This window comes from Massilia pseudoviolaceinigra (genome assembly GCF_030846505.1).
Taxonomy (GTDB): domain Bacteria; phylum Pseudomonadota; class Gammaproteobacteria; order Burkholderiales; family Burkholderiaceae_D; genus Telluria_A; species Telluria_A violaceinigra.
In genome coordinates this window covers 1-24,290 of sequence record NZ_JAVCWL010000022.1, presented here as the reverse complement: position 1 = coordinate 24,290, position 24,290 = coordinate 1, and the positions used below count along the sequence as shown (strand labels likewise).

Annotated in this window: 17 protein-coding genes; 15 read left to right on the top strand and 2 right to left on the bottom strand. The window is 62.2% G+C overall.

Annotation, left to right across the window (positions count from 1 at the left end):
• Positions 1–179 precede the first annotated feature (179 nt).
• Together RBA40_RS21015 and uraH are read right to left on the bottom strand one after the other, a co-directional pair.
• Positions 180–740, bottom strand: a complete 561-nt coding sequence (locus tag RBA40_RS21015; RefSeq protein WP_099874474.1) for an ATP-dependent Clp protease proteolytic subunit — start codon at positions 738–740, stop codon at positions 180–182.
• Positions 741–807: 67 nt separating this feature from the next.
• Positions 808–1,161 (bottom strand): hydroxyisourate hydrolase, encoded by a 354-nt coding sequence (uraH, locus tag RBA40_RS21010; protein WP_306649696.1) that lies wholly within the window; start codon positions 1,159–1,161, stop codon positions 808–810.
• A gap of 121 nt (positions 1,162–1,282) precedes the next feature.
• On the opposite strand from uraH, the gene puuE reads away from it, so the two are divergent.
• The 15 genes from puuE to RBA40_RS20935 all read left to right on the top strand — a co-directional run.
• Positions 1,283–2,215, top strand: a complete 933-nt coding sequence (gene puuE, locus RBA40_RS21005) for an allantoinase PuuE (protein ID WP_306649695.1) — start codon at positions 1,283–1,285, stop codon at positions 2,213–2,215.
• A 92-nt stretch (positions 2,216–2,307) separates the two neighbouring features.
• Entirely contained in the window at positions 2,308–3,777 is a 1,470-nt protein-coding gene (gene xdhA / locus RBA40_RS21000) for a xanthine dehydrogenase small subunit (protein WP_306649694.1), read from the top strand.
• Positions 3,778–3,787: 10 nt separating this feature from the next.
• Positions 3,788–6,124: a xanthine dehydrogenase molybdopterin binding subunit gene (xdhB, locus tag RBA40_RS20995; protein ID WP_306649693.1), complete on the top strand. Its 2,337-nt coding sequence runs from the start codon at positions 3,788–3,790 to the stop codon at positions 6,122–6,124.
• A complete protein-coding gene (gene xdhC, locus RBA40_RS20990; protein ID WP_306649692.1) occupies positions 6,124–7,125 on the top strand; it encodes a xanthine dehydrogenase accessory protein XdhC in 1,002 nt (333 codons plus the stop codon). The genes xdhB and xdhC overlap by 1 nt, the downstream gene beginning before the upstream one ends.
• Positions 7,125–8,453: a guanine deaminase gene (gene guaD, locus RBA40_RS20985; protein WP_306649691.1), complete on the top strand. Its 1,329-nt coding sequence runs from the start codon at positions 7,125–7,127 to the stop codon at positions 8,451–8,453. The genes xdhC and guaD overlap by 1 nt, the downstream gene beginning before the upstream one ends.
• Before the next feature lie 113 nt (positions 8,454–8,566).
• Positions 8,567–10,063: an amidohydrolase family protein gene (locus tag RBA40_RS20980; RefSeq protein ID WP_306649690.1), complete on the top strand. Its 1,497-nt coding sequence runs from the start codon at positions 8,567–8,569 to the stop codon at positions 10,061–10,063.
• A gap of 704 nt (positions 10,064–10,767) precedes the next feature.
• Positions 10,768–14,193, top strand: coding sequence for a TonB-dependent receptor (locus RBA40_RS20975; protein ID WP_306649689.1), 3,426 nt, complete (start codon positions 10,768–10,770; stop codon positions 14,191–14,193).
• 160 nt (positions 14,194–14,353) lie between these two features.
• Positions 14,354–16,042, top strand: a complete 1,689-nt coding sequence (locus RBA40_RS20970) for a bifunctional metallophosphatase/5'-nucleotidase (protein ID WP_306649688.1) — start codon at positions 14,354–14,356, stop codon at positions 16,040–16,042.
• Positions 16,039–17,259, top strand: a complete 1,221-nt coding sequence (locus RBA40_RS20965) for a phospholipase D-like domain-containing protein (protein WP_306649687.1) — start codon at positions 16,039–16,041, stop codon at positions 17,257–17,259. Before RBA40_RS20970 ends, RBA40_RS20965 begins: the two co-directional genes overlap by 4 nt.
• Complete coding sequence (locus RBA40_RS20960; RefSeq protein WP_306649686.1) at positions 17,259–18,311, top strand: S1/P1 nuclease; 1,053 nt, start codon at positions 17,259–17,261, stop codon at positions 18,309–18,311. Before RBA40_RS20965 ends, RBA40_RS20960 begins: the two co-directional genes overlap by 1 nt.
• A 130-nt stretch (positions 18,312–18,441) precedes the next feature.
• Positions 18,442–19,272 (top strand): MipA/OmpV family protein, encoded by an 831-nt coding sequence (locus RBA40_RS20955; RefSeq protein ID WP_306649685.1) that lies wholly within the window; start codon positions 18,442–18,444, stop codon positions 19,270–19,272.
• A 223-nt stretch (positions 19,273–19,495) separates the two neighbouring features.
• The gene (locus tag RBA40_RS20950; protein ID WP_306649684.1) at positions 19,496–20,845 is read left to right on the top strand and encodes an HlyD family secretion protein; all 1,350 of its coding nucleotides are present in this window, start codon (positions 19,496–19,498) and stop codon (positions 20,843–20,845) included.
• A 57-nt stretch (positions 20,846–20,902) separates the two neighbouring features.
• Positions 20,903–22,996, top strand: coding sequence for a peptidase domain-containing ABC transporter (locus tag RBA40_RS20945; RefSeq protein ID WP_306649683.1), 2,094 nt, complete (start codon positions 20,903–20,905; stop codon positions 22,994–22,996).
• A gap of 197 nt (positions 22,997–23,193) precedes the next feature.
• Entirely contained in the window at positions 23,194–23,400 is a 207-nt protein-coding gene (locus RBA40_RS20940; protein ID WP_306649682.1) for a hypothetical protein, read from the top strand.
• Positions 23,401–23,515: 115 nt separating this feature from the next.
• Positions 23,516–24,290: CPBP family intramembrane glutamic endopeptidase (locus tag RBA40_RS20935; protein ID WP_306649681.1), on the top strand; the 775-nt coding region annotated here is incomplete at its 3' end.

Genomic DNA, 24,290 nt, shown 5'->3' with positions numbered 1-24,290 from the left:
GCCGCGGTGAGGGAAAAACAGGGGAGCATGAAAAGCGGGCCAAGCCCAGAATGGTGCGCTCGCCGGAACGGCAACCGCAGAGCTGCTGATTTTAAGTCAAGCCCCGTCCGCGTGCAAGTTTGACTATGATTTGTGTGTCACGTAGTGCGGCAACTTTTTACCGCCGCGCTATCGGCCCGTCAGCCGTTCCACCAGTGCGAGGTGGTGCCGGCGCCGGGCAGGCGCGCCTGCGTCGCCTTGTGGATGATGCCGGCCTTCACGGCCTGCTCGGCGTCGTAGATACGCGCGTTGCCAAACAGATTGGTGCGGATATCGTCCTGGGCGCCGGCCTCCCTGGTCGCTTCCTCGAAAATGCAGGCATAGCGCTCGGCGTCGAAGTCGAGGCAGTCGCGCCATTCGCTCACGCGCGAATGGTCGGCCGCGACCAGGCTGCCGAAGCCCCAGTGCAGGGGATGGACCAGGAAGCGCGTGCCGGGACAGGCGTAGCGCTTGCCGCCGGCGAGGAAAATCACCACGCCCACCGATTCGACGCTGCCGATATTGTGGGTGGTCAGCGGCAGAGGCAGCGACTTGAGGAAGAAATACAACGCGAAGCCGGCTGTCATGTTGCCGCCTTCGGTCGACATGTGCAGCTCGATCTCGCTGGCGCCGCTCTGCAGTGCCTGCAGGCAGAGGTTGCGGATGGTGCATACCGCGCTGTGATTGATGGGGCCGATAAAGTGAACGATGTGCAGCGACATTATCTCTCCTGAAGCTTTCTGCCCAAGAATAGCAAGTTTTTGCCCGCTGCACGGTTTCCTTGGTATTTCAGCTACCGCGATAGGTGGAATACGACCACGGCGTCACCACCAGCGGCACGTGATAATTCTGGGACGGATCGGCAATCCCGAAGGCCAGCGTGACCTGGTCGATGAAGCGCGGCTCCGGCAGATTCACGCCCTGGGCGGCGAAATAGTCGCCGGCGGCGAACACCAGCTCGTAGCGTCCGGCCCGCATGGCGTCGCCTTCGAGCAGGGGCGTATCGACGCGGCCATCGCGGTTGGTGGTGACGGTCTTGATCAGGGTGCGTGCGCCGGGAGCGACGGCGTACAGTTCAACTACCACCCCGTCCCCGGGTTTGCCTTGCGTTGTGTCAAGCACGTGCGTACTCAGTTTTCCCATGGTTCTTCCTATATGACAATAATGACGCTTGTTATCCGGCAGATCATATACTGACGTGTGAACACCGATATATGATGCGAACTATACCCTCCATGCCTTACCTTCCATCCCGAGCTTGCCCATGACGACTTATGACAACTACCCACGCGACCTGACCGGCTACGGGCGCACGCCGCCCCATCCGCAATGGCCGGGCCAGGCGCGGGTGGCGCTGCAGTTCGTGCTCAACTATGAAGAGGGCGGCGAAAACAATGTGCTGCATGGCGATGCCACCTCCGAAACTTTTTTGTCGGAAATTATCGGCGCGGCCGCGTTTCCCATGCGCCACATGAGTATGGAGTCGCTGTACGAATATGGCTCGCGCGCTGGCCTGTGGCGCCTGCTGCGCATGTTTGAACAGCGCAAGCTGCCCCTGACCGTGTTTGGCGTGGCGATGGCGCTCAAGCGCAATCCGGAGGCGGTGGCCGCGTTTCAGGAGCTGGGCCACGAAATCGCCTGCCATGGCTTGAAGTGGATCTCCTACCAAAACGTGGATGAAGCCACCGAGCGCGCCCACATGCTTGAGGCCGTGCAAATCATGCGCGAGCTGACCGGTTCGGCTCCGCAGGGCTGGTACACCGGCCGCGACTCGCCCAACACGCGCCGCCTCGTCGTCGAGCACGGCGGCTTTGCGTACGATGCCGATCATTACGGGGACGACCTGCCGTTCTGGCAGAACGTCGGGCACGCGGGCGGCGTGACGGCCCATCTGGTGGTGCCCTACACGCTCGATACCAACGACATGCGCTTTGCCGCCATGCAGGGCTTCAACTCCGGCACCCAGTTCTTCGATTATCTGAAAGACGCTTTCGACGTGCTGTACGCGGAAGGCGATCCGGATGGCCTGAACCAGCCCAAAATGCTCTCCATCGGCCTGCACTGCCGCATCGTGGGCCGTCCGGCACGCGCGGCGGCGCTGGCGCGCTTTCTCGATTACGTGCAAAGTCACGACAAGGTATGGATCACCCGGCGCATCGATATCGCCGAACACTGGAAGGCCGTGCACCCGGCATAGTGCTTTTTGCTGATAAGCGACATCTGCAAATAGATATAATTGCGGATGCCCTGGGTGTTAGCCTTGCATACTGGGATAAAGCCGAGGCAACAATGTCAACACCGATTCGTTTTTACTATCAGGGCGCCGTGCGCGAAGTGACGCAGGCCGCGCCGACGCAGACCATCCTCCAGCATTTGCGCGAGGACCTGCACTGCACCGGCACCAAGGAAGGCTGCGCCGAAGGCGACTGCGGCGCCTGCACGGTCGTCATCGGATCGCTGGGCGCGGACGGCCAGGTCGAAATGAAAGCCGTCAATTCCTGCATCCAGCTCACTCCCACGCTCGACGGCAAGGCCCTGTTCTCGGTCGAAGACCTGCAGCAGCCCAACGGCCTGCTGCACCCGGTGCAGCAAGCCATGGTCGAATGCCACGGCTCGCAGTGCGGCTTTTGCACGCCCGGTTTCGTCATGTCCCTGTGGGGCATGTACCTCAAGCAGGAAGGGCGCGAGCCATCCCGCTGCCAGATCGACGACGCCCTCTCGGGCAATCTGTGCCGCTGCACCGGCTACCGGCCCATCATCGACGCCGCCAAACGCATGGGCGAACTGCCCGCCGTGCATTTCGACCGTGCCGCGCTGGCGGCGCAACTGGCGCCCCTGCAGCGCGGCGCCATGGCCACCTACAGCGCCGCCGGTGCGCATTTTCACGCCCCGCGCACGCTCGATGAACTGGTGCGCATCCGCGCCGACAAGCCCGCCGCCGTGCTGCTGGCCGGTTCCACCGACATCGGCCTGTGGGTCACCAAGCAGATGCGCGAGCTGGGCGACATCATCTATCTCGGCCACGTCGACGCGCTCAAGCAGGTGTCGCACCAGGACGGCATGATCGACATCGGCGCCGGCGTGACGCTGGAAGAGGCCTACAAGGCGCTGGCCGCGCACTATCCGGCCGAACTGTCGGCCATGTGGCAGCGCTTTGCCTCGCTCCCGATCCGCAACGCCGGCACCCTGGGCGGCAACGTCGCCAATGGTTCGCCCATCGGCGACTCGATGCCGTGGCTGATCGCCCTGGGTGCGCGTGTCGTGCTGCGCGGCGCCGCCGGCGAACGCGAGACGGCGCTGGAAGACCTGTACCTCGGCTACCAGAAAAAAGACATGCAGGCGGGCGAATTCGTCCAGTCCGTGCGCGTGCCGCTGCCGCGCGCCGGCGTGCAGTTCCGCACCTACAAACTGGCCAAGCGCTTCGACCAGGACATCTCCGCCGTGTGCGCCGCCTTTGCGCTGCGCGTCGACGGCGATGTGGTGCTCGAGGCCCGCATCGCCTTCGGCGGCATGGCCGCCACCCCCAAGCGCGCCGCGCAAACCGAAGCCCTGCTGGTGGGCCAGCCGTGGAACGAAGCCACGGTGGATGCCGCCACGGCCATGCTGGCGCAGGATTATGCGCCCCTGTCGGACATGCGCGCGTCGAGCGAGTACCGCATGAAGGCGGCGCAGAACCTGCTGCGCCGCTTCTGGTTCGAGACCCGTCAACACAACCCGCTGGCGGCCGATGCCGTCAACGCCTTTGCCGTGCGCGCGTAAGGAGAACACCATGAACGACGCAGCTACCCCAGCGCTCAAAGCGGCGGCGTGGACCGGCGTGGGCGTCTCGCGCGCCCACGAATCGGCCGCGCTGCACGTGCTCGGCCAGGCCACCTACACCGACGACATCCCCGAAGTGCAGGGCACCCTGCACGCGGCACTCGGCTTGTCCAGCAAGGCGCACGCCAACATCACCGCCATCGATCTCGCCGCCGTGCGCGCCAGCGTGGGCGTGGTGGCGGTGCTGACAGTGGCCGACATCCCCGGCACCAACGACTGCGGCCCGATCATCCACGACGACCCGATCCTGGCCGATGGCCTGGTCATGTACGTCGGCCAGCCGATTTTCATCGTCATCGCCGACACGCACGACCACGCGCGCCGCGCCGCCCGCCTGGGCCAGGTCACGTACGAGGAACTGCCCGCCATCCTGACCCCGCAAGCGGCGCGCGCCGCGCAATCGTATGTGTTGCCGCCGATGCGTCTGGCGCGCGGCGACTACCAGGCCGCCTTCGAAAAAGCACCGCGCTCGGTCAAGGGCGAATTGTATGTGGGCGGGCAGGAGCAGTTTTACCTGGAAGGGCAGATTTCGTACGCCATTCCGAAGGAAGACAAGGGCATGCTGGTGCTTTGCTCGACCCAGCACCCGAGCGAAATGCAGCACGTGGTGGCGCATGCGCTCGGGGTGCACTCGCATAACATCGTGGTCGAATGCCGGCGCATGGGCGGCGGCTTCGGCGGCAAGGAGTCGCAATCGGCGCTGTGGGCAGCCGCTTCCGCGATCGCCGCGTCCAAACTCAAGCGCCCGGTCAAGCTGCGCGCCGACCGCGACGACGACATGCTCGTCACCGGCAAGCGCCACTGCTTCCACTACGAATACGAAGTCGGCTACGACGACGAGGGCCGCATTGTCGCCGCCAAGGTCGACATGGTCACCCGCGCCGGCTATTCGGCCGACCTGTCGGGGCCGGTGGCCACGCGCGCGGTATGCCATTTCGATAACACCTATTATTTGTCCGACGTCGACATCCGCGCCGCCTGCGGCAAGACCAACACGCAGTCCAATACCGCCTTCCGTGGCTTCGGCGGCCCGCAGGGGGCGATTGCCATCGAATACATCATCGATGAAATCGCGCGTGAGCTCGGGCGCGATGCGCTCGATATCCGGCGTCTGAACTTCTACGGCCGCGACGACCGCAACGTCACGCCGTACGGCCAGGTCGTGGTCGACAACGTGATTCACGCACTGTCCGCCGAACTGGAACAGACCAGCGAATACCGCGCACGCCGCGCGGCCATTAGCGCCTTTAACGCCACCAGCCCGGTGCTCAAGAAAGGACTGGCGCTCACGCCCGTCAAGTTCGGCATCGCGTTTAACGTCACGCACCTGAACCAGGCCGGCGCGCTGGTGCACGTGTACGTCGATGGGTCCATCATCGTCAATCACGGCGGCACCGAAATGGGGCAGGGCATCAACACCAAGGTAATGCAGGTCGTCGCCCATGAACTGGGTGTGGACATTGTTAACGTGCGCGCCACCGCCACCGACACGAGCAAGGTATCGAACACCTCGGCCACGGCCGCATCGACCGGCGCCGATTTGAACGGCAAGGCGGCCCAGGACGCGGCGCGCCAGATCCGCGAGCGCCTTGCCGCCTACGCGGTCAAGCTGTACGGCGGCGAGGCGGGCGAGGTGGTGTTCGCCGGTGACACGGTGTTCGTCAACGGACACGAAGTCGCCTTCCCGGTGCTGGTGCAGAAAGCCTACCTGGCGCGCGTGCAGCTCTGGTCCGACGGGTTTTACGCCACGCCCGGCCTGCACTGGGACCCGAAGACCATGAACGGCCGCCCGTTCTCGTACTACGCTTACGGCGCGGCCGTGGCCGAAGTGGTGGTCGATACGCTCACCGGCGAATGGAAGCTGCTGCGCGCCGACGCGCTGTACGACGCCGGCAAGTCGCTCAACCCGGCCATCGATATCGGCCAGGTCGAAGGCGCTTTCATCCAGGGCATGGGCTGGCTCACCACCGAGGAACTGTGGTGGAACCCGGCCGGCAAGCTGATGACGCATGCGCCGTCGACCTACAAGATTCCGGGCGTCTCCGATTGTCCGGAGGATTTCCGCGTGCGCCTGTTCGACAACCGTAACGTCGAAGACAGCATCCACCGCTCCAAGGCCGTGGGCGAGCCGCCGCTGCTGCTGCCGTTCTCGGTGTTCTTTGCGATCCGCGATGCGATTTCCAGCGTCGGCGGGCACAAGGTCAATCCTCCGCTGAACGCCCCGGCCACCAGCGAAGAAATCCTCAAATCCATTTCCGCTGTCGAAGCGGCGCTCAAGGCGGCGTGATGGACGACTGGCTCAGCGCCACCGTTCCAGCCGTGCTGGTGACCGTGGCCATCGTCGAAGGTTCCGGTCCGCGCGAGTGCGGCGCCAAGATGCTGGTCGGCGCCACCCGCGTGTTTGACACCATCGGCGGCGGCCACCTTGAACACCGTGCCATCGAGACCGCGCGCGCCATGCTGGCAGGCGCCCGTCCGCGCCACTTCGAACGCTATGCGCTCGGTCCCAGCCTGGGCCAGTGCTGCGGCGGCGTGGTGCACCTGGCGTTCGAACTGGTCGATGCGGCGCAGCTTGCAGTGCTCGGGCAGCGGCGCCAGGACGATAGCTGGCGCGTGGTCGCCATCGACGGCGCGCCGGACAGCGCGCTCTTCGACGGCGATGGCCGCTGGCTGCTTGGGGCCCGCCCACCCGTGTTCGCGCGCGACCGCGGCGCTTACGTGATGCAGGAGCCGGACGGGCGGCGCTGGCTGGTCGACCCGGTGTTCGCGCCGCGCGCGCACCTGGTGCTGTTCGGCGCCGGCCACGTGGGCACAGCCATCGTGCGCGCACTGGCGCACCTGCCGTGCCACGTCACCTGGGTGGACGAGCGCGACGACATGTTCCCGCCGCAGGTGCCGGCAAACGTCGCCATCGAAGCGACCGACATGCCCGAAGCGCTGGTCGCCGCGGCGCCAGCCGGTGCCAGTTACCTTGTTATGACGCACAGCCACGCGCTCGACCAGCGCCTGACCGAAGCGATCATGGCACGAGCCGATGTGGGTTGGTTCGGTCTGATCGGATCGAAAACCAAGCGCCGCCAGTTCGAACACCGCCTGCGCGCGCGTGGCGTGGATGCGGCGCGCATCGACGCCATGGTCTGCCCGATCGGGCTGGCCGGCATCACCAACAAAGCGCCGGCGGTCATCGCTGCTTCCGTCTGCGCGCAGTTACTGACCGTGTGGGAAGCCATGCAAAGGACGCCCCAAGCGTCCCGGCAAGCCACGGCCGCAATTACCGAAAGAGTCTGATGTCTACCGTACCGCCAACCACCGTGCAAGCCTACCGAGCCAGCTTGCTGCATTTTCACGCCGACCCGGCCTTCAACCCGGATGCCTGCCTGTGGCACGAAGACGGCCTGCTGATCGTCGCCGACGGTAAAGTCGGCGCGGCCGGCGACTACGCGCAGCTGTCGCCGACACTGCCGGCCGGCGCGCAGGTGATCGATTACCGCGGCAAGGTGATCATGCCGGGCTTTATCGACACCCACCTGCATTTTCCGCAGACCGACATGATCGCCTCTCCGGCGCCTGGCCTGTTGCCGTGGCTGGAAACCTATACCTTCCCGACCGAGCGCCAGTTCGGCGATCCGGCGCACGCGCGCGAAGTGGCCGACTTCTTCCTCGACGAGCTGCTGCGCTGCGGGACCACCACGGCCATGGTGTACTGCACCGTGCACCGCGAATCGGTCGACGCATTTTTCGAGGCCAGCGAAGCGCGCAACCTGCGCATGGCGGCGGGCAAGGTGCTGATGGACCGCAACTGCCCCGAATTTTTGCGCGATACGGCTCAAAGCGGGGCGCGCGACAGCGAGGACCTGATCAAGAAATGGCACAACAAGGGCCGCGCCATGTACGCGATCACCCCGCGCTTCGCGCCCACCTCCACCGAGGCGCAACTGCGGATGACCGGCGAGCTGGCGGCGGCCTATCCGGACACGTTCATCCAGACCCACGTGTCGGAGAACGCGGACGAGTGCAGCTGGGTCAAGTCGCTGTTTCCGGACGCGCGCAGCTATCTGGACGTGTACGACCACTATGGGCTGATGCGCGAGCGCGCCATGTTCGGCCACTGCATCTGGCTCGACGACCGCGATTTCGCGCGCATGGCCGAAACCGGGTCGGCGGCGGCGATCTGCCCGACCTCCAACTTCTTCCTCGGCAGCGGCTTGTTCGATTTTGAAAAGGCCGACGCGGCGCGGGTTTCGCTGTCGCTGGCGACCGACGTGGGGGCGGGGACTTCCTTCTCCATGTTGCAAACTATGAATGAAGCCTATAAAGTAGCGCGACTGAAAGGCAGCTACCTGCCGGCCGCGCGCATGTTTTACCTGGCGACGCTGGGCGCGGCGCGCAGCATGCAGCTCGAAGGGACCATCGGCAGTTTCGTGGCGGGGGCGGAGGCCGATTTCATCGTGCTCGATCCGAAAGCGACGCCGTTGCTGGCGCGCCGCACGGAGCGCTGCAATAATCTCGAGGAGCTGCTGTTCGCGCTGGCGCTGCTGGGCGACGACCGCTGCGTGGGTGCGACCTATGCGGCCGGGTGCAAGGTGCATGAGCGCGCGAGTACGACGCAAGCGTAAATACCTCCGTCGCTCCCGCGCAGGCGGGAGCCCAGGTACGTGCCGCAGCTGAGCACCTAAACTTGGCTCCCGCCTGCGCGGGAGCGACGGTAACTTATCGAGAGAAGAAATCCATGATCCGTAAAACGAGCAGCCTGTTGATCGCCCTGGCGCTGGCCGCCAGCGCACACGCCGCGCCGGGCGCCACATCGAAGGCCAACGAAGCGGCCACCGCGCGCCATCTGGCGGGCCTGATTGCCGGCGCCGAGCCGAAACTGTCCGAACTGACCCTGTTCTTCTCGCAGATGCCCAAGGGCGCCGACCTGCACCACCATTACTCCGGCGCCCTCTACGCCGAACAATACGTCGACTTCCTCGACAAGCAGGGCCTGTGCGTCAACAAGCAGACCTACCGCATCGAGACCAGCAAAGCCGTTATCGACGCCCAGCGCGCGCTCCCCGCCGCCGAGCGCACCTGCCTGTCTTCGGCCGAGGTGCTGGCCGACGACTTCACCTACCGCGAGCTGCTGCAGCGCTGGTCGAGCAAGGACTTCGACAACCACGGCGCGATCCAGCCGCCGCCGGACCGCCAGTTCTTCCAGACCTTCGGCTTCTTTGGCCCGGTCTCGAACGCCAATTACAACGAAGGCTTGCTGGAGCTGAAAAAGCGCGCCATCGCCGAAAACGTCGGCTACATCGAAACCATGTTCAAGCTCGCGCCCATGACGGGCAACGCCGATGCCGACAGCGCCATGTGGAAAGCCAGCGACGACGCCGCGCTCACCGCCGCCATGCGCGGCTGGATGGAGAAGCTGGAAAAAGACCCGACCTTCAACCAGAACCTGGCCGACTACGTCGAGCGCATCAAGGCCAACCATGCCAACATCGACGACGAGCAGTTCACGATGCGCTACCAGGCGTATGTACTGCGCCTGCTTAATCCCTCGCTGGTGTTCTCGTCGATGCTGGCCGGCTTCAAGGCCGCCAGCCAGAGCGAGCTGGTTGTCGGCGTCAACATCGTCGGCCAGGAAAGCCTGGCGCAGTCGATGCGCGACTACGCGCTGCACATGAAGATGTTCCGCTTCCTGAAAACCCAGTATCCGAAGGTGAAGCTGTCGCTGCACGCGGGCGAGCTGGCGCTGGGCGACGTGCCGCCGGAAGGGCTCAAGTTCCACATCGACCAGGCCCTGAACGTGGCCGGCGCGGACCGCATCGGCCATGGCATCGACCTGGCGCACGAGTCGAATGCGACCGGGATCATGAAGACCATGCGCGAAAAGGATATTCCGGTCGAGATCAACCTGACCAGCAATGCCTTCATCTCCGGCATCAAAGGCGCCAACCATCCGGTGACCTTGTACCGCAAATTCGGCGTGCCATATGTGATTTCGACCGACGACGCCGGCGTCACGCGCCACAACCTGTCGCAGGAATACACGCTGTTCGCGAGCCGCTACCAGCCGTCTTACGCCGAAATCAAGAAGGTCTCGTACAACGGCGTGCGCTACGCCTTCCTGCCGGAGCAGGAAAAGCAGCGCCTGACGCGCCAGCTGGACGAGCGCTTCGCACGCTTCGAGGCGCAGGTGGCCTCCTGGCCAGCCGCCGCCAGCGCCACGCCCCGCGCGCGCTGAGCTGTTTAACCCCGTCGTTTCCGCCACTGGCAGCGGCGACGGGGGCAGCGCCCCGGCTTGCCGTGTCTGCCGCGCCCCAATTCTGCCGTTTCCCCACTCCCACCTCCCAAACGCTGCACAACTTCAGCCACGCGACCTTGCGCGGTACCAAACATCCCTTTGTTTGTTGTAAAAAATGATTTACGGAATGGAAAGTCTGTGGCCGTCCTGCTACACATTTGCGCGTCCGGGCAAACGTTTGTCGAAAATCCATATGAAAGGATTTCACCTTGGAAGGGACGATTTATAATCCGCCAAGGCAAGATGCCCGGCAAAATGCCTCCCTCGGTCGATCTAGCACTACTTTATGCATGAATTTATATGATCGATATATAAATGCATAAACGAAATGGTATTTGTCAGCCGCGCGGGCGCTGCTGCATAGTTGGCTGAGGATGTTTTCGGAAACATGAATATTGCCTGTTGCCCCATGGTCATGGTGGTGACACATTCGGCAAGTAGACTTGCGCGCTGCGCAGGAACACGCCGCGGTCGGGCGCTTTCGCTCGACGGGCACGACGGATGACAATCAAGACGGCTTCGCTTTATTTGACAGGCTTTTTCGTGGCGGCGCCACAAGCGCCGCCAGCGCAGATTTGCAACAAAGTACAGAGGGAAGGCTTCACGGCTTTCCACCATAACATGTCTTTTTTTGGGATTACACAATGATCAAACATAATCGGATGCAGGTCACCAAGCTGGCGCTGGCGCTATCGATCGCGCTGGCGACCTTGCCGGCCATGGCGCAGAACACCACGTCGGCCATCGGCGGACGCATTTCCGCTGCCGACGGCAAGCCTGCCAGTGGCGCGACCGTATCCATCGTCCACGCAGAATCCGGTTCCGTCAGCAATGTCGTCACCGACGGCGAGGGACGCTACGTTGCGCGCGGCCTGCGTTCGGGCGGTCCGTACACGATCATCGTCACCAAAGACGGCATCACCGAAAAACGCGAAGGCGTGTTCATCCAGCTGGCCGAGACCGCTTCCGTCGATGCCACCCTGGGCGCGCCAATGCAATCCGTGACCATCGCCGGTTCGGTTGCCCGCTCCGACAAGTTCTCGAAATCGAGCATGGGCGCCGGCACCAACATCGGTTCGGCCGAAATCGCCACCCAGGCATCGATCCAGCGCAACCTGCAAGACTACGCCCGTGCCGACCCGCGCGTGGCCCAGACCGACAAGGAACGCGGCGAAATCTCCGTGGCCGGCCAGAACTCGCGCTACAACTCGCTGACCATCGACGGCGTGGCCGTGAACGACACCTTCGGCCTGGAATCGAACGGCAGCCCGACCGCCAAGCAGCCGATCTCGATCGAAGCGATCCAGACCGTGCAGGTTAACGTCGCCAACTACGACGTCACGCAAAAAGGCTACACCGGCGGCAACATCAACGCCGTCACCAAGTCCGGCACCAACACGGTCAAGGGCAGCCTCTACTACGTGTTCCGTAACGACAAGATGTCCGGCGACCGCTTCAACAACGCCAACGACAGCTACTACGCGCCGCCATCGTCCAAGGACACCACCGCCGGCTTCACCTTGGGCGGCCCGCTGATCCAGGACAAGCTGTTCATTTTCGCCAACTACGAGAAGCTCGAATCGAGCCGTTCGGCGCCGGCCTTCGGCCCGCTGGGCAGTTCGCTGACCAACGTCGGCATTTCCCCGTCGCTCATTTCCGCGGCCCAGGGCATCGCCAAGAACCAGTACGGCATCGATGCCGGCACCACCGATGTGCCGAGCGGCGCCAAGCTGAACGTGGAAGATGCGCTGGTCAAGGTCGACTGGAACATCAACGACGACCACCGCGCGATGTTCCGTTACGCGAAGACGTCGCAGTCCGAGCCGCAATTTGCCGGCATTTCCGCCACCGGCCTGTCGCTCAATTCACAGTGGTACGCGCAGGACAAGACGATCGAAACCTTCGTGGCCCAGCTGACGTCGGACTGGAGCCCGAACTTCTCGACCGAATTCAAACTGTCGCAGCGCGACTATGACAGCGTGCCGACCCTGAACTCGCGCCTGCCGGCGATCAGCCTGTCGATGACCGGACGTAATCCGGATGGTACGCCGGCAACCGTGCCTACCACCAACCGTTCGCTGGGCTTCGGTACCGACAGCAGCCGTCACCGCAACATTCTCGCCACCAAGACCGACGACGTCTATCTGGGCGCGAACTGGGGCCTGGGCGACCACGAAGTCAAGTTCGGCACCGACTACAGCAACAACACCATCTTCAACGCCTTCCAGCAAAACATCTACGGCAACTATTCGTTTAACTGCCAGAACAGCAGCGCGGCCTGGACCTACAGCTTCGGCGCGATCACTTGCGCCAGCGCGACTCCGGCCCAGGTTGAACAAGCCATCCTGGAAAACTTCGCCAAAGGCCGTCCGAACTCGTACCAGGTGCAGGTCGCCGCTCCGGGCGTGAACCTGAACGATGCCGTCGCCAACTTCTCGCTGAAGAACTACGGCGCTTTTGTGCAGGATACCTGGACCATCAGCCCACGCCTGACGGTCAGCGCCGGCGTGCGTCTCGATGCTGCCCGCATCAGCGACCGTCCACTGCGCAACAATGCCGTCGCCGCACCTAAGATCGAAGGCAATGTTGCCACCGGCCTGCGCGAAAAGGGCGGCTATGGCATGGACAACACCAACACCTTCGACGGCCAGAATCTGATACAGCCACGTTTCGGCATCAACTACAACTTCGACACCGCCCGCAAGATGCAAATCCGCGGTGGCGCCGGCCTGTTCCAGGGTAACGCTGCCGCGGTTTGGCTGTCGAACCCGTTCTCGAACCCTGGCGTGGCAACGACCACCGTCGGTTGCGGCACAGGTAACTTCGCAGCGTGCGGCGGCGCCAGCATCTTCAACGCCAATCCGGACCAGCAGAAAACCAGCTTCGGCGGCAGCGCTGCCATGCCGGCGGCCAACGTCGACATCCTGGCGCAAGGCTTGCGCCAGCCGTCGGTCTGGAAAGCCAACATCGCGTTCGACATGGAATTGCCATGGTACGGCCTGGTCTTCGGTGCCGAGTACCTGCACGTCAAGTCCAAGGACGCCATCTTCTATCAGAACCTGAACCTCGGTGCCGCAACGCGCCAGGGCAGCGATGGCCGTTCCCTGTACTACACCAGCCAGGGTTACAACGCCGCGTGCTGGAGCGCGACCGGCAACTCGATCACCAGCGGCCCTGCCTGCGCTGGTTTCCGCACCAAAGCACTGAGCAACGAGTCGTTCGCCAACGTGCTGCTGGCGCAAAAAACCGACCAGGGTGGCAGCGGCATGGCGACCCTGTCGCTGAGCCGTCCGATGACGTCGGGCCTGGGCTGGTCGATGGCGTACACCTACACCGACTCCAAGGAAGTGTCGCCACTGACCTCGTCGACCTCGAACTCGAACTTCACCGGCCGTTCGATCTTCAATCCGAATGAAGAAGTCAACGCCAATTCGAGCTACCTGGTCAAGAACCGCGTGAACGCCATCGTCAACTTCCAGAAGAGTTTCTTCGGCGCGTACAAGACCCGCTTCGGCATGTTCTACGAAGGCCGTTCGGGCAAGCCGTACAGCTGGACCGTCAACAACGACTTGAACGGCGACGGTTCCGGTGGTAACGACCTGATGTACATCCCGTCGGCACCAGGTTCGGGCCAGGTGGTGTTCCAAGGCGACACGGCAACGAGCCACACCAACGAAGACAAGTTCTGGGGCGTCGTCAACAGCAACAGCGTGCTGAAAAATGCCGCTGGCGGCGTGGTTGGCCGTAACACGGACTTCTCGCCGTGGAGCAACAGCTTCGACATGCGTATCGCCCAGGAACTGCCAGGTCTGTTCGCCAAGAACAAGGCCGTGTTCAGCCTCGACTTCTTCAACTTCGGCAACTTGCTGAACAAGAAATGGGGCCGTATCAATGAAGTTGGTTTCCAGGGCGCTGGCGCCCAGGCGCGCAGCTTCGTCGACTACGTCGGTCTCGATGCGAACGGCAAGTACATCTACAAAGTACGCGATAACGTCGAATCGCTCGACGTTCGCCAGACCAAGGGCGAGTCGCAGTGGGCCATTCAAGCGACGGTCAAGTACGAATTCTGATGGCTGACTAAGGTAGTTTGAAGAACGGCCGGTGGCGACACTGGCCGTTTTTTTTCGTCCCGCCCGTGCGTGATTTTTTGCCTTGATCGATACATTCCCGATACATATTGTAGGGCGTGGCGTCCGCTGCGGCCTGCGCTCTTCGGTTATCCTATTACCTATGACACTATTCTCAAGGCCTCTCTGCGCCGCGCTCGCCGCGGCCTTCCTGTCGGCGGGCTGCGCCACGCGCCCGACGGCCCCGATCGAGATCAACCTGGTTGCCCTGAACGACTTCCACGGCCACCTCGACTCCACCAAATTCCAGTACCACAGCATCCACGCCAGCGGCCAGCAGACCGCGCAGGCCGGCGGCATCGACACCATCGCCGCCGCCGTCCAGGCCTGGCGCAAGGAAGACAAGGACTTGCTGTTCGTCGGCGCCGGCGACCTGATTGGCGCTTCCCCCGCCATGTCGTCGATGTGGGCCGATGAACCGGCGCTGGAGGCGCTGACCTTGGCGGGCATGCGCATCTCCTCGGTCGGCAATCACGAATTCGACAACGGCCGCGCCGAACTGCTGCGCCAGCAACGCGGCGGCTGCGACTCGGTACGTCCCGAAAAAGCCTGCCAGTTCAGCAAAGACTTCCGCGGCGCCGGCTTCACTTACCTGGCCGCCAACGTGATCGACGACGCCACCGGCAAGCCGTTCCTGCCGGCCTACCGCATCGAAGACGTCAAGGGCGTCAAGGTCGGCCTGATCGGCGCTGTGCTGCGCAACACCGCAGCGGTGGTGCTGGCCTCGGGCATCGTGGGCTTGACGTTCGAGGACGAGGCCACGGCGATCAACCGCGTCATTCCCGCCATGCGCGCGCAGGGCGCACAGGTGTTCGTGGTGCTCATTCACGAGGGCGGACACACGCCGGAACCGTTCGACAAGCCCGATTGCAGCGACCTGAAAGGCCCGATCGTCGACATCGTCAAAAAGCTAGATCCGGCGATTCGCGTGATCGTCAGCGGCCACTCGCACACGGGCTTCCAGTGCAAGGTTGATGGCCGCGTGGTGACCCAGGGCGAGATGGGCGGCCATGTGCTCTCGCGCATCAAAATGATGGTCGATCCGGCCAGCGGCGTCGTGGGCGACATCGGGGTGCGCAACGTGGTGATGAAAGCGGGCCAGTATCCGCCGGACGCGCGCGTGTCGGCCTATCTCAAGCAAGCCAGGGAGCGCAGCGAGGCGGCGCTGGCGCGGCCGGTGGCGCGCGTGGCCATCCGTTCGATCAACCGCAAGGAAAGCGCGGCCGGCGAAACCGTGCTCGGTGGCCTGATCGCCGACGCCGTGCTGGCGGCCACCAAATCGCAGGGTGTGCAGATCGGCTTCATGAACATGGGCGGCATGCGCCAGGACCTCGATGTGGGCGCCAGTCTGACCGCCACCTACGGCGACGTGCAGATCGTGCTCCCTTTCGGCAATACGATCGTGGCGATGGACATGACCGGCGCCCAGATCCGCGCGCTGCTCGAGCAGCAGTGGGCGCGTCCGGGTGCGAGCAGCGTCTCGGTGCTGCAGGTATCGGACGGCTTCAGCTACCGCTGGAACCCGGCCGCGCCGCCCGGCCAGCGCGTCATCCGCGACAGCGTCACCTTGAACGGCAAGGTACTGAACGATGCCGCCGTGGTGCGCGTGGCGGGCAATAATTTCCTGGCCGAAGGCGGCGACAGCTTCCCGGCATTCGCCGCCGCGACCAACAAGCGCGATACGCAGATCCGCGATATCGACGCCGTGGTCCAGTTCATGATCAGGCAGGACAAGGCGGGCAAACCGGTGGGCGCGGCCACGCCGGCAGGCCGCATCGGGACGGTGCAATGACGCCGCTTCGCCGTGGGCTGGCCGCGCTGCTGGCGCTGGTCCTGGGGCCGCAGGCGCAGGCCGGGTTTTCCATTCCCGGCTATGAACTGGTGCACACCGCGCCGGTGGAGACCACGCTCGTCAACGCCGACCTGCGCAGCAGCGCCGCGGTCTGGTCGCAGCTGTTCGACGAGGCGCGCAGCGAGATCGTGATCGGCCAGTTCTATGCCATCAGCAAGGCTGGCACGCCGTTCGAGAAAGTGGTGGAGCGGCTGGAGGCGGCCGGCACGCGCGGCGTGAAGATCCGCTTTTTGCTCGACAAGAAGGGCATCGGCCTGTCCGATCCGGCCACCCTGGAGCGGCTGCGCAAGATCCCCAACCTGGACATGCGCGTGCTCGATTACGCGCAGCTGACCGGCACCGGCATCATCCACGCCAAGTACATCGCGGTGGACAAAAAATCGGCCTTTATCGGCAGCCAGAACTTCGACTGGCGCGCTTTTACCCATATCCAGGAGACAGGCCTCTTGATCACCGATGCGGCCATGGTGGCGCAGGTGCGGGCCGTGTTCGAGCGTGACTGGCAGGCGCAGTCGCTGCTGGCGTCCAACCTGGCGGTGCCGCGCGCCGTCGCTTTCGCGGTACCGGTGGCCGTGCAGGCCGCGCAGCTGGTCGCCAGCCCGGCCGCCTTCAATCCGCCCGGCGTCGCCGATTCCGAAGTGGTGCTGCCGGCCTTGCTGGCCGACGCCAGGACCGAGGTGCGCATCCAGCTGCTCGACTACGCGCCGCTCGGCTACGGGCCTGATAGCACGCGCCCGTACTACGGCGTGATCGATAACGCGGTGCGCGCGGCGGCTGGGCGCGGGGTGAAGATCAAGCTGATGGTCTCGAACTGGAGCACCGACCAGCCGGGCATCGCCTACCTGAAAAGCCTGGCGCTGCTGCCGAATGTGGAGGTGCGCATCGTCACCTTGCCGCTTGCCGCGAGCGGACCGATTCCGTTCGCGCGCGTCATCCACAGCAAGACCATGTCGATCGACGGCAAGCTGGCCTGGATCGGCACCAGCAACTGGGCCGGCGGCTATTTCGACAAGTCGCGCAACCTCGAAGTCGTGCTGCGCAACGAGAAGATGGCGCAGCGCCTTGGCGCATTGCACGAGCAGACGTGGAGTTCCTCGTACGCCCAGCCGATCGAGATCGGCAAAGACTATCCAAAACCGAACAAGGGAAACGAATAATGAAAAAACTGGCTTGTGTACTGGCGCTGTCCGGCGCTTTTGTTTCGGTGGACGCGCTGGCGTGGGGCGCCGAGGGGCACCGCGCGGTCGGCGCCATCGCAGAAAAACTGATCAAGGGCAGCAACGCCGAAAAGCAGGTCGCGGCCTTGCTGCTGCCGGGCGAAAGCCTCGAATCGATCACGGTGTGGGCCGACAGCGCCAAGGGCGGCGCCGGCTACACGCCGCCGACGCCGGAAATGAATGCCTACACGGCGGTCAATCCGCGCCACAACGAATACCACTACACCGACATCCCGTTCCAGAACGAGCACTATCACGACGGTGCGGTGGGTACGGCCGATGTGGACATCGTGCAAACGCTCAAGCAGGCCATCGCTGTCTTGCAGGGCAAGACCGATCCGGCGCTCAATCCGCACAAGCTGACCAAGCGCCAGGCGTTGCTGCTGGTGGCGCACATGACCGGCGACATCCACCAGCCGCTGCACGTGGGCGCGGCATTCGTCGGCAAGGACGGCAAGTTCGTGGTGCCGAAGAAGCACGAGGATATCGATAGCCTCAACATCTACGATTCGCGCGGCGGCAACAGCCTGCTGCTCGACGACGACAAGCTGACATCCCTGAGCGCGGGCCTGATTCCGGGCGAAGCCAAGCCGCTGCCGCCTGGCGCGCAGAAGTGGACGACCAGGCCGTTCCACGCGTACTGGGACAGCACCGTGGTCGATTATGCGATGCGCCGCATCAGTACCAAGACGCCGGAGCAGTTCGCGCAGAAGGTCATCGACGGCAAGCCGGTGGTGGCGATGAACACGGGCGACGCCACCAGCTGGCCGTATCAGTGGGCGGACGACGCGCTGGCTGCGTCCAAGCTGGCTTATTCGGACGTCACGCCGGGCGCGATCGGCAAGCAGGTGAACCGCAAGGGCGAGACGTATTACACCTTCGGGCTGGAGATGGGATCGAACTACCCGGTGCCGAGTTCCGCCCTGGCCAAGACGCAGCTGATCAAAGGCGGGTACCATCTGGCCTCGCTGCTGCAAACGATCTGGCCATAACTGCAATCTCGGGACATCGCTGTGCAGTCCCGCGTTGGTTAGTACGGCCCGCCGCCTCCCCACGTCATCCCCGCGCCAAGGCGTCACTCGGCGGGGATCCAAGTTCGCTGATCCACCCGTGAGCATCCTCATGAAGCCAGTCGCAAAATTCGCCGCCATCGTTTTGGTCCTCCCCATCGCCGCTTCCGCCGCCCCAGCCGAAAACAAACCGCTCCCGCTGTGGGAAGCCGGCGTCCTTGGCGGCGTCGCCTCCACGCCCGCCTATCCTGGCTCGGCCGACCGCTCGACGCGCGGCTTGCTGCTGCCGTTCCTGATCTACCGCGGCAAGGTATTCCGGGCCGACCAATCCGGCATCGGCGCGCGCCTGGTCAAGCGCGAGGCGGTCGAACTCGATGTGGGCCTGGCCGCTTCGCTGCCGGCCCGCTCCGACGACGTGGCCGCGCGCGCCGGCATGCCCAACCTGGGCACCTTGCTCGAATTCGGACCGCGCCTGAAGGTGCGCATCGCCGAGCCGGGCGCATCGAGCCGCGTACGCCTCGACATCCCGCTGCGCGCCGTGATCGAAGCGCGCGCCGGGGTGCGCACGCAAGGCTTCACGTTCGAGCCGAAGGTGGTGTACGAGATGCGCAGCGCCGACGGCCTGTGGACCTTCGATGCCAACGCCGGGGTGGTCATCGGCGACAAGAAGGTGAACCGCTATTTTTACGAAGTGCAGCCGCAATATGCCACGTCCACGCGGCCTGGCTATCGGGCCGACGCGGGGCTGATGCTGGCACGGGTGGGCGCAAGCGCGTCGCGCATGATCAATGAGGACGTGCGCGTGTTCGGTTTCATGCGGCTTGAGAGTTATGCCGGTGCCGCCAACGAAGACAGTCCGCTGATGAAGAAGAAAACCGGCGCGTCGGCCGGCGTGGCGTTTGCCTGGACCCTGGGCCGTTCGACGCGCCTTGCCGGCGACTGACCCGTTTTGCAAGCGCTGCCGCTCATCAGGGGCGGCGCGATGTTGCGAGCACCGTTTTGTTCTACCGCAAGCTGACATGCATTAAATAGATTGTCGGGAAAACTTACGTTAAGTCATTAGCTAAGATTTCATGTTCGATAGGCTTTGAGTCTCCGTTTCTTCACGCAAACCGCGTCGCTGAAAGGCGACGCGCGCTGCCTACCGTGAAATGAGACCTTGCCCAATGCCGAACATTTGTCAGAACACGCTCAATAGCGCCTCGCCAGAGGTAGCGCAGGCCGCCCCACCCGAACATCCATCCGCCGTTAACGACACCTTCTTCCGCAAGGAGGTGGCGCAAGCGCACGCCAATCAATGGATGGGTGCGATCCGGCTCGCCCAGCCCATGTCGGTCAGAATCGTTGCATGTGTTGCTTTGGCAATTGCGCTGTGTGTTCTTGCATACATTTTCTTCGGTACCGTGACCAGAAAAGCGCGGGTGACAGGCATGACCTTGCCTGCTGGTGGAAGCTTGACGATCTCCGCAATGAATGCGGGAATTCTGACGCGCAGTTTTGTGACGGAAGGTCAGGCTGTTATCGCCGGGCAGCCGCTGTTTGAAGTGTCGACGGAACGCCAGGGAAGCAGCGGCGAAATTTCCATGCTGGTGGCGCAACAGTTAACCATCCAGAAAAACACGCTGGCGTCCGAGCGCCGCACCCGGATGGCGCAGCATCGCGATAAGGCGACTGCCATCGATGAACGTTTGTTGAACGTCAATGCGGAGACGCTGGAGTTGGAGCAGGAAATCGCGTTAGCGCAGCGGCGCCTCGAACTGGCCAAGTCGAGCCTTGCCAAGTACGAAACCTTGCAGGGGAGTGGGTTCGTCTCCGCCGCGCAGACGCAGCAAAAGCAAGAAGAGCTGATCGATCTTGGCGCGCGGATCAGTACGCTTACAAGAGCAAAGCTGCAGCTGCAAGCGAGCCGGCTGAACCTGGCAGCGGAACGCACTGCCAGCGTGGGCGAGCTGGACAACACGATGAGCCAGTTACAGCGCTCGGAGGCCAGCATCGACAAGGAAATCGCCGAGAATCACAGCCGGAAAACCAGTCTGATACTCGCACCCCAGGCAGGGGTGGTAGCGACGATTACTTACCGTTCCGGGCAAGCGGTCGCTGCCGCTCAGTCGCTGGCGGTGTTGATACCTCAAGCGAACGGCAAGCAATCGGGCGAGCCATTGGAGGTCCAGCTGTATGCGCCAAGCCGGATGATGGGTTTTGTCGCAGCCGGGCAGACGGTCTTGATACGTTACCAGGCTTATCCCTATCAGAAATTCGGACTGCATCGCGGGCGCATTGCCGATATCAGCAAGGCGCCGTTTGCGCCCAATGATCTTCCGCCGCATCTGGCCAGTACGATCCTGAGCAATGCACAACAAAGCACGCCGGGAGTTAACAGCAACGAGGCTTTGTTCCGGATCCGGGTGCAATTGTCGCGCCAGAGTGTGGATGTTTATGGCGTGGCGCAGCCGCTGCGTGCCGGGATGACGCTGGAAGCGGACATCGTGCAGGACCGGCGCCGCATCTGGGAATAGATCGCCGCGCCTTTGCTGGCGGCGGCGCAGCGTTAAACCGATCTGAGGGAGCCGGAGATGAAAGCCATTCTACAGACCGAGTCCAGCGAATGCGGCCTGGCCTGCCTTGCCATGGTGGCCAGCCATTTCGGCAGTCATATGGATCTTGCGGATTTGCGCCGGCGCTTTTCGATCAGTCTCAAAGGCGCGAGCCTGGCGCAATTAATGCGTCACGCGGGCTCCATGCATCTTGCGTCGCGGCCCTTAAGACTGGCGCTGGACGAATTGGGCGCCTTGAAGTGTCCGTGCATATTGCATTGGAATCTGAATCACTTCGTGGTCCTCAAGAAGATCAAGCGCAGCCTGCGCGGTGCCACCACCGTCGTCATTCTCGATCCGGCTGTCGGTGAACGCATCCTCACGATGGCCGAGGTGTCGGAGCATTTTACCGGGGTCGCCCTGGAACTGCTGCCGACGGCGGAGTTCGAGCAGAAAGATGCGACGCGCAGGATGTCGATCAAGCAGCTGACCGGACCGGTCGTGGGATTACGCCGGGCGTTATTGCAAGTCTTCGCGCTGGCACTTGCGCTGGAAGTGTTTGCGCTTGTTTCGCCTTTGTTCAATCAGTACGTGATCGATGAGGTGATCGTTAGCGGCGATCACCAGTTGCTGCAGATATTGGTGGTCGGCTTTGCTCTCCTGCTGGTGACGCAGACGCTGATCGGCATTGCGCGCAGCATGGTGTTGATGAGATGGAGTATCGACGTTGGCCTGCAATGGTCGGCCCGTGTATTTTCCCATCTGATCAGCCTGCCTACGGTATTTTTTGAAAAACGCCACCTGGGCGACGTGCTATCCCGCTTCGGCAGCATTGCCGCGATCCAGCAGACCTTGACCAGCGTTTTTGTGGAAAGCGTACTCGATGGTTTGATGGCGCTGCTGGCGTTGGGGATGATGTTGATGTACAGCGCGGAGCTCACGCTGATCGTCGTCGTCAGCGTCGCGTTATACGCCGCGTTGCGGTGGATGTTTTACCAGCCGCTCAGAATCGCATCGCAGGAACGCCTGATTCTCGCGGCAAAGGAGAATACGCATTTTGTGGAAACCGTGCGGGCCATCGTTCCCCTTAAATTGTTCGGGCGCGATGCCGAGCGCAAGGCGCGCTGGCAAAACCTCAAGCAGGATGTCGTCAACCGCGATGCCAGGACCGAAAAGCTCACCATCCTGATCAAGGCGGCGAACAGTACGATCATCGGTTTGCAGGGTCTGATCGTTTTCTACGTTGGGGCAGGGCTGGTGCTGCGTAATGCGCTGACGGTGGGGATGCTGATGGCATTCATCAGTTACGCGGCGACGTTCGCGGGCCGCATGGTCAGCCTCGTGGACATGCTGATCAGCCTGAAGATGCTCGGGCTGCATGCGGAGCGGCTGTCCGATATCGTTCTGGAGCCGGCGGAGCCCACGACCATGTGGGAAAGCGATTTAAGCCGGATTACTCCCAGCATCACCCTGCGCGATGTGAAGTTTCGTTACGCGGACGGTGAGCCGTGGATTCTGGATGGCGTGAATCTGCATATACCGGCAGGGCAGAGCGTTGCGTTGGTCGGCCCAAGCGGATGCGGCAAGACCACGATGTGCAAGATCCTTCTCGGCTTACTCGCGCCCAGCGAAGGGGAGGTAATGATCGATGGAATTCCGATTCAGCAGCTTGGCCTGCAGGCATATCGGCAACTGGTCGGCACGGTCATGCAGGATGACGTGCTCCTGGCAGGTTCCATCATCGACAACATCAGTTTCTTCGACAGCAAATGCGAATATGCCGATGTGGAGCGCTGCGCGCGGATGGCGGCGGTGCATGACGAAATTACCGCAATGCCGATGGGGTATCAAACCTTGGTGGGGGATATGGGCAGCAGTTTGTCGGGCGGGCAGAAACAACGCATTTTACTGGCCCGAGCGCTTTACAAATCTCCCAAAGTGCTGGCATTGGACGAAGCTACCAGTCACCTCGATATTCAAAACGAACAACTCGTGAATGCGGCGTTGAGTGCCATGGCGCTGACACGCATCATGGTGGCGCACCGGCCAGAGACGATTAACTCTGCGGATCGGGTTGTTTGTCTACGTGCAGGCAAAGAAGTCGAATTGCGTCCAGCAATTTTCTCTCAATAATTGGTTGCAGATTAAATTCTTAGTTTGCGTTTCGATAATATTTGGATTGCCGATATCCGTGATAATAAATGTAAGTAAGCGAGATGGAAAACTAGCTCGTCTTATTATTCGCGCCGGTTGACTCTCATCAGTCCGTGTGCCGGCCCGGATTCAATCGAACACTTCGGTTCGATTGAAACATATAGCAAGGAGAAGTCATGCAAATAATCGAAAATTCTGCAATTCTCGAGGCAATTGGTGGTAGCGGTAAAGAAGATATGAAATGCGAAATATCGACTGAAAAAATTGGATGCGAAGCTAGCTTCCAACAATTTCTTGAAGTAGGCTTCGAAGCTTTTGATGAAGTTCAGAGGTGGGGCGGTAATTTGGGTCGCTGGCTGTATGACAGGGTACACGGTGATTGATGGCCTAGCTTTATATCGCTGAGTCGGAAGTTCGATGACGGAAGTGGCGAAGCACGTGTATTGCCGGGCTTCGTCACATAAAACCAGATGACGATCTTAGTAAAAAGGTGGCAGGATGTTGAATAATTTCAGTAAGCTCTCAAATTCCATGGTTCGGCCAGCGCCAATCAAAATACACGAAGTCATATTTATTTGGGTTTGCGTAATGCTCGTGTGGGACTATATCGTAGGCACCTACGGGGAAGGTATTACAAATTTCATCTATCTGAAATTTGCTGGCATTGCATTGACGATGATCTTTCTTAGTAAAAGTTTCCTTCAGCGAGAGAATCTGAATTTTACTCAATTCATGGGGGCTGGTTTCTCAGTTCGGGCTCTAGCCGAATTGGCCGCTGTGCTCTTTGCAAGCGTATTCATCGGGATTGGGTGCTGGGCGATCCTGGTTTTTTTGAGTGCAAAAATCGATGTCGACTGGGCATATCGTCACTGGCATCTTGCCAAGCCTTCTGCGTTTGAGAATACAAACTGGCTGCCGAGCTGGCTGGTCCTTCAAGCAATTACCATTGTCGTGTTGGGTCCGGTTGTCGAAGAAATTGTTTTTCGCGGATTCATATTGCGTCGTTTATGCGAGAAGTATCGATTGAGCGTCGCGATCGTCGTATCATCATTGATGTTCGGGATTGTTCACTTCGATCACGGTTTTTTAGGCAGCTTTGTGAATGGAATTATTTACGCAATTGTTGCGATCAGGTTCGCTTCATTATATGCGCCCATTTTCGTACATGGCGGCTATAACGCGATCACCTTTTTCATCGAACGAATGTACGGCGTGGCGTTGGTCGCCGAAAAATCGCAGATTGATTCAATCGGCTACTGGCTGCCAGAACTAG